At 56.5% G+C, this 12298-nt stretch carries 10 protein-coding genes; 2 read left to right on the forward strand and 8 right to left on the reverse strand.

Annotation, left to right across the window (positions count from 1 at the left end; all coding sequences use genetic code 11):
* The first annotated feature begins 213 nt into the window (after positions 1 to 213).
* The gene (ygfZ, locus tag A6U95_RS10665; protein WP_065684795.1) at positions 214 to 1206 is read left to right on the forward strand and encodes a tRNA-modifying protein YgfZ; all 993 of its coding nucleotides are present in this window, start codon (positions 214 to 216) and stop codon (positions 1204 to 1206) included.
* Between the two features lie 39 nt (positions 1207 to 1245).
* Here ygfZ and A6U95_RS10670 read toward each other — a convergent pair whose 3' ends face one another.
* Positions 1246 to 1743, reverse strand: coding sequence for a DUF2165 domain-containing protein (locus A6U95_RS10670; protein WP_021179803.1), 498 nt, complete (start codon positions 1741 to 1743; stop codon positions 1246 to 1248).
* Positions 1744 to 1974: 231 nt separating this feature from the next.
* Positions 1975 to 2649, reverse strand: coding sequence for a hemolysin III family protein (locus A6U95_RS10675; protein WP_065684483.1), 675 nt, complete (start codon positions 2647 to 2649; stop codon positions 1975 to 1977).
* A 236-nt stretch (positions 2650 to 2885) separates the two neighbouring features.
* Here A6U95_RS10675 and A6U95_RS10680 point away from each other — a divergent pair, with 236 nt between their 5' ends.
* Positions 2886 to 3494: an HD domain-containing protein gene (locus A6U95_RS10680; protein WP_065684484.1), complete on the forward strand. Its 609-nt coding sequence runs from the start codon at positions 2886 to 2888 to the stop codon at positions 3492 to 3494.
* A gap of 338 nt (positions 3495 to 3832) precedes the next feature.
* Here the strand turns inward: A6U95_RS10680 and A6U95_RS10685 are convergent, their stop codons facing one another.
* The 6 genes from A6U95_RS10685 to ubiH all read right to left on the reverse strand — a co-directional run bounded on the left by A6U95_RS10685 (position 3833) and on the right by ubiH (position 12298).
* Positions 3833 to 4579 carry an SDR family oxidoreductase gene (locus tag A6U95_RS10685; RefSeq protein WP_065684485.1) on the reverse strand — a complete coding sequence of 249 codons (747 nt, stop codon included), beginning with the start codon at positions 4577 to 4579 and terminating at the stop codon, positions 3833 to 3835.
* A gap of 172 nt (positions 4580 to 4751) precedes the next feature.
* Positions 4752 to 7631 carry an aminomethyl-transferring glycine dehydrogenase gene (gene gcvP, locus A6U95_RS10690; RefSeq protein ID WP_065684486.1) on the reverse strand — a complete coding sequence of 960 codons (2880 nt, stop codon included), beginning with the start codon at positions 7629 to 7631 and terminating at the stop codon, positions 4752 to 4754.
* 85 nt (positions 7632 to 7716) lie between these two features.
* Positions 7717 to 8103: a glycine cleavage system protein GcvH gene (gcvH, locus tag A6U95_RS10695; RefSeq protein WP_065684487.1), complete on the reverse strand. Its 387-nt coding sequence runs from the start codon at positions 8101 to 8103 to the stop codon at positions 7717 to 7719.
* 29 nt (positions 8104 to 8132) lie between these two features.
* Positions 8133 to 9230, reverse strand: coding sequence for a glycine cleavage system aminomethyltransferase GcvT (gcvT, locus tag A6U95_RS10700; protein ID WP_065684488.1), 1098 nt, complete (start codon positions 9228 to 9230; stop codon positions 8133 to 8135).
* A 509-nt stretch (positions 9231 to 9739) separates the two neighbouring features.
* The gene (gene ubiI / locus A6U95_RS10705) at positions 9740 to 10942 is read right to left on the reverse strand and encodes an FAD-dependent 2-octaprenylphenol hydroxylase (RefSeq protein WP_024530755.1); all 1203 of its coding nucleotides are present in this window, start codon (positions 10940 to 10942) and stop codon (positions 9740 to 9742) included.
* A 177-nt stretch (positions 10943 to 11119) separates the two neighbouring features.
* The gene (gene ubiH, locus A6U95_RS10710; RefSeq protein ID WP_065684489.1) at positions 11120 to 12298 is read right to left on the reverse strand and encodes a 2-octaprenyl-6-methoxyphenyl hydroxylase; all 1179 of its coding nucleotides are present in this window, start codon (positions 12296 to 12298) and stop codon (positions 11120 to 11122) included.

Genomic DNA, 12298 nt, shown 5'->3' on the forward strand with positions numbered 1-12298 from the left:
CCGTCAGCCAACGATTTGGGTGCAATTGGGTCTCGTTGGCCGTAAGCGCCTAGAGTAACAATTTGACATACTCGCCGGGAAGGGCGTTCACCCAACAAAACGTAAAATGTCAAAAAAAGCGCTGCCTGGTAATAACTGTTTGCAAAGCCAGCCACCTCTTTTACCATGGTAGCAACCCCAACAGGTATGCTAAACATGCAGCAGGAACCGATTATGGCGTTCAATATTCCTTTTCCACCCCGTCAACCTTCCGCCTCTTCCCATTTGCCACTGACGCTGATCTCACTGGAAGATTGGGCCATGGTGCAGTTGAGCGGGCCAGACACGGTAAAATATCTTCAAGGCCAGGTAACGGCTGATATCGACAAACTGGCGGCCGATCAACACGTGCTGTGCGGCCATTGCGATGCCAAAGGCAAAATGTGGAGCAACCTGCGTTTATTCTACCGCGGTGAAGGCTTTGCCTATCTTGAGCGCCGCAGCGTGCTGGAAAGCCAACTGGCGGAAATAAAGAAATACGCGGTGTTCTCCAAAATCACCATCGCGGCAGACAGCAATGCGGTGCTGCTGGGCCTCGCTGGCCTTGAGGCGCGGGCCGCATTGGCGAAGGTGTTTAGCACCCTGCCGGATGCAGAACATCAAGTGGTGCAAGATAGCGATACCACCTTGCTGCACTTTGCGCTGCCAGCAGAACGTTTTGTGCTGATTACCACGGCAGAAACCGCCGCTCTGCTAGCCTCCAAGCTGGAAGGACAGGCTGAGCTGAACGACAGCCGCCAATGGCTGGCACTGGATATCGAGGCCGGTTATCCGGTGATTGATGCAGCAAACAGTGCGCAGTTGATCCCTCAGGCGACCAATCTTCAGGCGCTGGAGGGGATCAGCTTCAGCAAAGGCTGCTACACCGGGCAGGAAATGGTGGCTCGCGCCAAGTTCCGAGGGGCCAACAAACGTGCCCTGTACTGGCTGGAAGGTAAAGGCAGCCAAGCTCCACAGGCGGGTGACGATCTGGAGTTGAAGCTGGGTGACAACTGGCGCCGCACCGGCAGCGTGCTGGCGGCAATCTCGCTGGCTGACGGAACGCTGTGGGTACAGGTGGTGATGAATAACGATCTGGAAGCGGACAGCGTGCTGCGCGTACGCGATGATGCCAGCAGTCAGCTCGCCATCAAGCCTCTGCCTTACTCACTGGCAGAAGAAAAGTAAGTGGTTTGGCCGCAGGCATCGCGCCTGCGGCCAGACGAGTTATTCGTCCAATTCCCCATCACGCGGCACCAGATAAATCAGCACCAGCAAAATAGTGACAAAGAAGCGGAAGGCATCGGGCACCCCGTTCCACTGTTTTGACATCCACATGCCAAACCACTCGCCCCCAACCGACATAAAGGCCACCTGCCAGGTGAGGAAGCCTAACGTCAACCCTGCGATGGCAAAAGTCTTGGCCCGGTTAAAGCTGGCCGCAGGCAATTTCAGGCCACACAGCAGGCGGATCCCCCCAATCCAACACAAAATAGCGGTAAGGGTTTCCAACGCAATAATGCCGATATATCCCACCTGATGCAGCCATGGCGACTGAATGGAACGATAGGTGATAGTGGCATCAGGGAAGATCGTATCCATCATAAAAACATGGCGTACGAAAGCGAAGTTGGTGTCGTAATCGGTGATATTGCCAAAGGCTACCAGTGAGGCAAATAGCGCAATAGCGCAAACCAGCAGGGCTTTGGATAAACGAACGATCATAGTGAAGAGTCCTGGGTAATGATTAAAGGCACCGGAAGGTGCAAATACCCCATAGATCTCAAGATGCAGGTCAGCCAGCAGCAAGCGCAGCCAACCCCCTGCGACTTGAAAGCGAGAGGTTTGGCGGGCTCAGAAATAAAGCTAAGGCTTGCTGGATACCCGAAAGAAACAAGCGCCTCTTTTTAACCCAAAAGAAACGCTTTGGCAATATATCGACAACAGACGGGCAGGTTATACGTAAAGGTAGATCGCCATGAAGTGGCACACACTGCCGCCGAGCACAAAACCGTGCCAGATCGCATGGCCAAAACGGAAGCGTTTCGAGGCGTAGAAAATCACCCCTAGCGTATACACCACACCGCCCACCGCCAGTAAAGTGACTCCACCGACGTCCAGGCGCATTGCCAACTGATATATCACGATCAGCGACAACCAGCCCATGGTTAGATAGGTCACCAGCGACAGCACCTCGAAACGGTGTGCAAATGCCAGTTTGAAAATCACGCCGAACAGCGCCAGCCCCCAGATCACCACCATCAGCCCTCGCGCCAACGGTGAGTCCAGGCCCACCAGCAGGAATGGCGTATAGGTTCCGGCGATCAGCAGGTAGATAGCGCAGTGGTCAAATTTTTTCAGCCAGTGCTTGGCTCCCTGATGTGGAATAGCATGATACAGCGTAGAAGCCAGGTACAGCAGGATCATACTGCCGCCATACAGGCTATAACTGGTGATGGCCGTTACCCCAGCGCCGTCGTTTACCGCCTGAACCAACAGCAGCACCAGGCCGACAACCCCAAACACCAAACCGATACCGTGGCTGATGCTATTGGCAATTTCCTCTGCCCATGGATAAGCCGTGGCGGGCAACTGGTCTGCCCCGACTTTCACTTCGTCCTTTTTCCCCATACCGCGCAACCCCTCAAAACAACGCATATTGTGCGAATTAACTGCAAATGAGATTAACTGAGAACGATTCCAGTGTACACGTGTACGCTAAAATAAAACTGTGTATGCTTGTAACACCACGCTAACATCGAAATCCTCAGCCCGCTGGGCTACAATCGATATGCTTTGCACCCTATGGATTTCAGTTACGGCTGGAAGACGGCGGGTACCCCATCATTCACCTCGAGGTTCGTACCATGTCATCCGCTGTACCCGCGTTAGACTTTGGCTCCATGACTCAAACCATCCAGTTTCTGATGGAAATCGACAAACTTAAAAGCGTGCAACGCCGTACCAAGGTGATGGGCACCCAACGTCAGGAAAATTCGGCCGAGCACAGTTGGCACTTTGCCATTGCGGCCTTGAGTCTGGCCCCTTATGCCAGCGATGAAGTGAATATTCAGCGCGTGATCCAGATGGCTCTGCTGCACGATATCGTCGAGATCGATGCCGGTGACGTCATGGTTTACGATCTGGCGGCACGGGCGGCGATCCACGATCAGGAAGTGGCGGCGGCAAAACGGCTGTTTGGGATATTGCCGGAACCTCAACGTGGCGTTTTCACCGCGCTGTGGCAGGAGTATGAAGCAGGCGAAAGCGCCGATGCCCGCTTTGCACTGGTGCTGGATCGCTGCATGCCAATGCTGATGAACCTGCACAACGGCGGTCAGAGCTGGGTAGAGAATGATATCAGCCTGCAACAGGTATTGGACCGAAATACGATGATTGCCGATATCCATCCCGAGCTGTGGCAATATTTGGAGCAGCATTTGCAGGATGCACAGCGTAAAGGCTGGCTGAAGTAATGCCCCTCACCCTAACCCTCTCCCACAGGGAGAGGGGACCGATCGAGTTGCTATCAGTTACAGAAACCTGCCCAACCAACCTCCTGAATCAGTTTCCTTTGCACCGGGAAGCAGAGTGATCACGGCACCTGACCACCACACTTAACTGGCTCCCTCTCCCTTTGGGAGAGGGACCGATCGAGTTGCTATCAGTTACAGAAACCTGCCCAACCAACCTCCTGAATCAGTTTCCTTTGCACCGGGAAGCAGAGTGATCACGGCACCTGACCATCACACTGAACTGGCTCCCTCTCCCTGTGGGAGAGGGGCGGGGTGAGGGGACTCCGCGATTGCCGTACTTAACGTCCGCCAGCGGCTTCGATAAAACTGCCGGTGACATAGGACGCCGCATCGGAAAGCAGCCAGGCAACAGCTTGCGCCACTTCCTCTGGCTGACCACCCCGCTGCATTGGCAACGCAGACTTCACACGATCTACCCGCCCCGGCTCTCCTCCGCTGGCATGCATCTCGGTGTAAATACAACCCGGCCTAACACAGTTGACGCGTATCCCCTGTGCCGCCACTTCCAACGCCAGACCGGTAGTCAACGTATCCACCGCCCCTTTTGACGCCGCATAGTCAATATATTCCCACGGAGCCCCAAGTCGCGACGCTGCGGAAGACACGTTGACGATCGCTCCGCCCTGCCCACCATGCCGTAGCGCCATACGTTTTACCGCTTCGCGGCAGCAGAGAAAATACCCGGTGACGTTAGTCGTCAGCACCTTATTGATCCGCTCGGCGGTGAGTTGCTCAATGCTCGCCTGTTGGAACAGAATGCCTGCGTTATTGACCAAAGCGCTGATTGGCCCCAACGTGGTTTCCAGTTCGGCAAACATCGCCACCACCTCTGCTTCCTCGGCGATATCTGCCTGCAGAGCCAGTGCCTTGCCACCCTGTTGGCGGATCTGCGCCACCACTAACTCAGCAGCAGTACTATCACGCAGATAATTGACACCCACCGCATAGCCCTGCTGAGCTAGCAATAACGCCGTCGCACGGCCTATGCCCCGGCTGGCACCGGTCACTAACACTACTTTTGTCATTACGGTTCCTTGCTGTTGAGATCAGAAATAATAGCGGGTACTCACGAGGGCAAGCCAGACAACTGCTGCTCAAAGATAGGTTAATCAGTGAACAGCAATCGCTGCGGTGCTGCAATAAAAAAGGGACACGGCATCATGCAGTGTCCCTCGATCATCGTTTTGGCAGATGGTGTTATTCGTAGTCGCTCATCGGTACGCAAGAGCAGAACAGGTTACGATCGCCGTAGACATCATCCAGGCGCTTCACGCTCGGCCAGTATTTGTTCTCACGCACACCCGCTATCGGGAACACTGCCAGCTCGCGGCTGTAAGCATGCTGCCAGTCGTTAACCAGTTCCGCCTGCACGTGCGGTGCATTGACCAATGGGTTGTCTTCCAGTGGCCATTCGCCTTGCTGCACGCGGTCAATCTCGCTGCGGATTGCCAGCATCGCATCAATAAAGCGATCCAGCTCCACCTTGTTTTCCGACTCGGTTGGTTCAACCATCAGCGTGCCTGCCACCGGGAACGACATGGTCGGCGCATGGAAACCGTAGTCGATCAGGCGCTTGGCGATATCCATCTCGCTGATGCCAGTCTCTTCTTTCAGCGGGCGGATATCCAGAATACATTCGTGCGCCACGCGGTGATCGCGGCCGGTATACAGCACCGGATAAGCGTCTTTCAGGCGGGTTGCGATGTAGTTGGCATTGAGGATCGCCACCTGGCTGGCCTGCTTCAGCCCTTCCGCGCCCATCATGCGGATATACATCCAGCTGATCGGCAAGATAGAGGCGCTGCCGAACGGTGCAGCAGAAACCGCGCCCTGCTGGGTGGTGACGCCATCAATCTGTACTACGCTGTGGCCTGGAACGAACGGTGCCAGATGAGACTTCACGCCGATAGGTCCCATGCCTGGGCCGCCACCGCCGTGAGGAATACAGAAGGTTTTATGCAGGTTGAGGTGCGATACGTCCGCGCCGATATAGCCCGGTGTGGTGATCCCCACCTGCGCATTCATGTTGGCGCCGTCAAGGTAAACCTGGCCGCCAAACTGATGCACGATCTGGCACACTTCGCGGATGGTTTCTTCATACACGCCATGGGTTGACGGGTAGGTCACCATGATGCAGGACAGGGCTTCCCCGGCCTGCTCGGCTTTCACCCGCAGATCGTGCAGATCGATGTTGCCGTTCTTGTCACAGGCCACGACCACCACGCCCATGCCCGCCATCTGGGCAGAAGCCGGGTTGGTACCGTGCGCCGAGCTTGGGATCAGGCAGATATTACGCCCTGCCTCATTGCGGCTTTCATGATAGCGGCGGATCGCCAGCAGACCGGCATATTCACCTTGAGCGCCCGAGTTAGGCTGCATGCTCACCGCATCGTAACCGGTCAGTTGCACCAACCATTGAGAAAGTTGCCCAATCATCACTTGATAACCTGCGGCCTGCTCTGGTGGGCAGAACGGGTGCAGTTCAGAGAATTCAGGCCAGGTGATCGGGATCATTTCCGCAGCGGCGTTCAGCTTCATGGTGCAGGAACCCAGCGGGATCATCGCCTGATTCAGCGCCAGATCTTTACGCTCCAGACGATGCATATAGCGCATCATCTCGGTTTCGCTGTGATAGCGGTTAAACACCGGATGCGTGAGGATCGGATCTTTACGCAGCATGGCCGCCGGGATCGACTGGCTGTTTTTGCTCACGGCTGCATCCAGCGCATCAATATCCAAACCGTGGTTATCGCCTGCCAACAGGGCAAACAGCGTCTGCACATCTTCACGGGAAGTGGCTTCATCCAGCGTGATGCCGACTGCCCCGTGGATATCGGTACGCAGGTTGATGCCAAAGCCCAGCGCGCGTTCCAGCACCGCCGCCTTGTCTTTCACTTCCACGGTCAGCGTATCGAACCAGGTTTGATGGCGCAGTGTCAGACCCGCTTGTTGCAGGCCCGCGGCCAGAATATCGGTCAGGCGATGGATACGCCCGGCGATACGTTGCAGGCCTTGTGGACCATGGTACACCGCATACAGACTGGCGATATTGGCCAGCAGCACCTGCGAGGTACAGATATTCGAGTTGGCCTTTTCACGGCGGATATGTTGCTCACGGGTTTGCATCGCCATACGCAGCGCAGTATTGCCGGCAGCATCGCGGGACACCCCGATAATACGGCCAGGCATCGAGCGTTTGAATTCGTCACGGCAGGCGAAGAACGCCGCGTGTGGGCCACCGTAGCCCATTGGTACGCCAAAGCGTTGTGCAGAACCGAATACCACGTCGGCCCCTTGCTTGCCCGGTGCCGTCAGCAGCACCAGCGCCATAATATCGGCTGCCATGCTGGTGATGATTTTGCGCGTTTTCAGTTCTGCCAACAGGGCGCTGTAATCGTGCAGCTCACCGGTGGTGCCAACCTGTTGCAGCAGTACGCCAAACACGCCTTGCAGCTCCAACACCTTCGCCGGTTTGTCGACGATCACGTCAAAGCCAAAGGTCTCGGCACGGGTACGCACCACGTCCAGCGTTTGTGGGTGCACATCATCAGCCACAAAGAAGCGGTTGGCGTCTTTCAGTTTGCTGGCACGTTTGGCTAACGCCATCGCTTCTGCGGCAGCGGTAGCTTCATCCAGCAAAGAGGCAGAGGCCAGATCCAGCCCGGTCAGATCGAGAGTCAGCGTCTGGAAGTTGAGCAGCGCCTCAAGGCGGCCTTGCGACACTTCCGGCTGATAAGGGGTATAAGCGGTATACCAACCTGGGTTTTCCAGCATGTTGCGCAGGATCACCGGCGGCGTCAGCACCGCGCTGTAACCCATACCGATATAGGATTTGTAGCGCTGATTCTGTGAGGCAATCGCCTTCAGTTCGGCCAGCGCCTGATGTTCCGTGGCCGCATCGCCTACCGGCGGAGGCCCTGGCAGTTGGATATCGGCTGGCACAATCTGCTGGATCAGCGCGCTGAGCGAGCGAGCGCCCACGGCTTCCAGCATCTGCTGCTGTTGCTCTGCGGAAGAGCCGATGTGGCGCTCGATGAACGCTTCGCTGTGTTCAAGTTGGCTGAGTGTCTGAGTCATTGCTACAAATTCCTGAATGCTTGCGGGGTACGGGATATAGCCTGAACTGCAAAACGCCCCACAGGGTAGTGGGGCGTGATAGTGATTATTCGTCGATGGAGGCCTGGTAAGCACCCGCATCTAGCAGCTTGTCTAGCTCTGTCGCATCGGATGCCTTGATGCGGAACAGCCAACCTTCACCGTATGGCTCGCTGTTGACCAGCTCTGGGGAGCTTTCCAGTTCGCCGTTAACCGCGATGATCTCACCGCTGATTGGCGCATAAATATCGGAAGCGGCCTTGACCGACTCTGCGACGGCACAGTCATCACCCGCGGAAACCGTGGTGCCGACTTCCGGCAGATCGACAAAGACCATATCGCCCAGCAGTTCCTGCGCGTGTTCGGTGATACCGACAACGTATTCGCCGTTGCCTGCATCACGCACCCACTCATGGGAGGTGGCGTATTTCAATTCTGTTGGCACATTGCTCATTGGCCTGCTACTCCTTCGAAGAATAAAAACTAATTGATCAGTGACTTACCGGCACGAACAAAACCTGGCTTACAGACTTTCACCGGCATTTCACGGTTACGGATCTGTACGATGGCCTGCTCACCGATACCGGCCGGAACCCTTGCCAGCGCAATGCTGAAGCCCAAGGTCGGTGAGAAAGAACCGCTGGTGATCACCCCAACCTGAGGTTGACCGTTAGCATCGGTGAAATGTACCGGCAGCTCATTACGTAATACGCCTTTTTCCGTCATGATCAAGCCGACCAGTTGTTCGGTGCCATTTTCGCGCTGCTGTTCCAACGCTTCACGGCCGATAAACTGACGATCCTGCGGTTCCCAGGCAACGGTCCAGCCCATATTGGCAGCCAGTGGTGAAACACCTTCGTCCATTTCCTGGCCGTAGAGGTTCATACCGGCTTCTAAACGCAGGGTGTCGCGAGCGCCCAGCCCGGCAGGTTTTACCCCAGCAGCCAGCAGTTTCTGCCAGAAATCCACCACCTGCTCTTTCGGCAGGGCAATTTCATAGCCCGCTTCTCCGGTATAGCCGGTGGTAGCAATAAACAGATCCCCCGCCTGCACGCCGAAGAAAGGTTTCATGCCTTCTACAGCCTGCTTCTGTTCTGGGGTAAATAAGGTGGCGGCGCGCTCTTTGGCCTGTGGGCCTTGCACCGCAACCAGCGCCAGATCGTCACGCACCGTCAGCTCAACGTTGAACGGAGCCGCATGCTGTTCGATCCAGGCCAGATCCTTTTCACGGGTGGCGGAGTTCACCACCAGGCGGAAATAGTCTTCGGTAAAGAAATAGACGATCAGATCGTCGATCACACCGCCGGACGCATTCAGCATGCCGGTATACAGCGCTTTACCCGATTGAGTGAGTTTGGCGACATCGTTCGCCAGCAGATAACGCAGGAATTCACGGGTACGAGCACCGCGCAGATCCACGATGGTCATATGGGAGACATCGAACATGCCGGCATCCTGACGCACGGCGTGGTGTTCATCAATCTGGGAGCCATAGTGCAGCGGCATCATCCAGCCATGAAAATCAACCATGCGCGCACCGCACGCCACGTGCTGGTCGTACAGTGGGGTTTGCTTTGCCATCTTTTCCCTCTTTCCACTCAAGTAGCCGAAGACAGGGTGTTATTACGCAATAAGGCGGGTGTAGCTCGCGGGCCTGATTGCGCGAAACACGCTGGCTGCTCAACACAATTGCCTCGCCAATGGTTAACGACGCAAACGATACCTTTGCCCTGACGTTAACACCGAACGCCCCTATTAACCATAAGTTAAAATAGGTTCGACCGAGTTCAGGGTCAGTAAAATGCCGCGTTAGTTTGCAGAGTTTTTCACTGGAAAAATGCGCTTTGAGGCACAAAATTAACAATTAAAGCGGCAAAAATCCGAAGTTATATAACAAACAGGGGCTGGGATAGAGAATTTCGGTTTTTGATAACCGACCATGGAATTAGAAAAAGTAATGAGAAATTCTGCCTTAAATTAGAATTTCTCAAACGAAGGGAGATATAAGGGAAATCGATGACGGGTAAACATGCAGATTCGCGGGCGCAGTATGTGGCGCCCCGTAGTGAGGTTTGTCAGCTCCAAGCTGACTAGGCGAGCCAGTCCGGCAAATCGTTAAGCCCCATGGCCTGGCGCACCAGTTTCGGCTTCACGCCCGGCAGACTGTCGGCCAGCCTTAAGCCCACGTCGCGCAGCAGCTTCTTCGCCGGGTTATGGCCTGCAAACAGTTCGCGGAACCCTTGCATACTCGCCAGCATCACTGCGGCACCGTGCTTGCGGCGGCGTTCATAACGGCGCAGATACAGATGCTGGCCGATATCCTTGCCCTGACGTTGCAGGCGTTTCAGCTCGGATATCAGCTCGGCGGCGTCCATAAAGCCCAGGTTCACCCCCTGTCCGGCCAGTGGATGCACGGTATGTGCCGCATCCCCCACCAGCGCCAGACGATGGGCGGCAAAGCTGCGAGCGTATCGCCCGGTAAGCGGGAAGGTCAGCCGCTCGCTTTCAAGCTTGCAGTTGCCCAGACGCATATCGAAGGTCATTGCCAGCTCGCGGTTAAAGGCTTCCGGTTCCAGCTGTTGCAGCCGTTCAGCTTCTTCTGGCGCAACCGACCAGACGATAGAACTCAAATGCGGATCGCTAAACGGCAGGAAAGCCAGGATCCCTTCGCCATGAAACACCTGGCGGGCCGTAGCCAAATGGGGCTCTTCGGTGCGAATAGTGGCCACCAGCGCGCTGTGGCGGTAGTCCCAGAAGGTCAACGGGATATCGGCGTGCTGACGCAGCCAGGAGTTGGCTCCGTCGGCACCGATCACCAGCCGGGCGGTTAACATACGGCCATCTTCCAGCGTGACGAAGGCGTCGTTTTCCCCCCATGCCACCTGTTTCAGCGCAGCCGGGGCGAGCAACGTCACATCGGCCAAGGTGGCCGCCTTGTGCCACAGCGCCTGCTGGATCACCTCGTTTTCTATGATATGGCCGAGATGGCTGAAACCACATTCGTCGCCGCGAAACGCGATCTTGCCGAAGCTGTCACGATCCCAGACTTCCATCGCGTTATACGGGCTGGCGCGCAGGTTGCGGATCTCATCCCACACGCCAATGCTTTGCAGCAAGCGCTCGCTGGCGGCGTTAATGGCAGATACGCGCAACGCTGGCTGTTCTGGCAGCGGTGATAAATCTGGCTGCCGATGTTCCAGCACCGCTATGCGCAGGCCACTGCCCTGCAAACCGCAGGCCAGTGCCAATCCCACCATACCGCCACCGGCGATAATCACATCAAATGATTGCATGCTGCTTGAGTTCCTTAAATTTGCCCCTCACCCCAACCCTCTCCCACAGGGAGAGGGAGCTGATTCGGTGACTTTTATCAAAATATTGCCCTACTTCGGCAAGGCAGGTAGGGCAAAAATTAGTGTTCATCCCAACTTCGACCCAACCCTCTCCGACAAGGAATATGAGGGAATAAATCAGCGTTCAACCCAGCCTAACGTGCGTTTGGCAAAGGCATCGCGCATGGCCGGTAGCTGCTCCATTGCCATCAGCCCCAGATTACGCCCGGCGACCAGCGGCGCGTAGCTATTGGCAAACAGGCGGATCAAACCGTCGGTGACGCCGATGGTCGCCTGCTGATCCTGTTGCCGACGTCGCTGATATTGGCTCAATAGCGCATAGTCACCCAGATCGGTGCCAGCCTGCGCGGCTTCTGCCAGGGTTTCCGCCAGCGACATCACGTCTCGCAAACCCAGATTGAATCCTTGCCCGGCGATCGGATGTAGCGTTTGCGCCGCGTTGCCAACCAGCGCCAGACGATGGCTAACGTGCTGATTGGCCCTCAGCAGGCTAAGGGGGTAACTGTGGCGCTTACCCGCCTTCAGCATCTTGCCCAGCCGCCAGCCGAAGGCCTGTTGCAGCTCACTGAGAAAACGCTCATCACTCCAGCTATCGACCTGCTGACGAGCTTCCCGAGCGTGGCACCACACCAGCGAGCTACGCCCGCCAGACATCGGCAACAGCGCCAACGGCCCGTAGCGGGTGAAACGTTCGAACGCCCGCCCTTGCGGAGCCTCGGCCGTCGAAACGTTGGCAATGGTGGCAAACTGCGGGTAATCACTCTGCTGCCACTGGATATTGCAGGCCTGCGCCAGCGCCGAACGTGAACCATCCGCCGCTACCAGCAACTGGCCCGTCAGGCGCTGCCCGTTATCCAACTGCACTTCAGCGCGATCGACGGTACGCAGCACATCGACCACTTTAGCCGGGCAATGCAGGGTGATCCCAGGGGCCTTTGCCAGCAGGGCGAATAACCGCTGCCCAGCGTCGTGCAGTTCAATCACCTGCCCCAACGCCTCCACCTGATAGTCCTGCGCATGCAGGTTCACGAAACCGGCATGCCCGCGATCGCTGACGTGGACGTGAGTGATCGCCGTGGCACAGTCCCGCAACGCAGCCCAAACGCCGATACGCGTCAGTTGTTGGCAGGTTCCCTGCGCCAAAGCAATAGCCCGTGCATCAAAGCCAGGATGCGCACGATCGTCTGGCAGGGTTGCCTCCACCAGATCGACGGCCACCTTGCCCTGAGTCAAAGATGAAATCGCCAGCGCCAACGTAGCGCCCGCCATCCCACCGCCCACAATGATTACGCTCAT

This window comes from Serratia sp. 14-2641 (assembly GCF_001692375.1).
In the GTDB taxonomy this organism is placed as follows: Bacteria; Pseudomonadota; Gammaproteobacteria; order Enterobacterales; family Enterobacteriaceae; genus Chania; species Chania fonticola_C.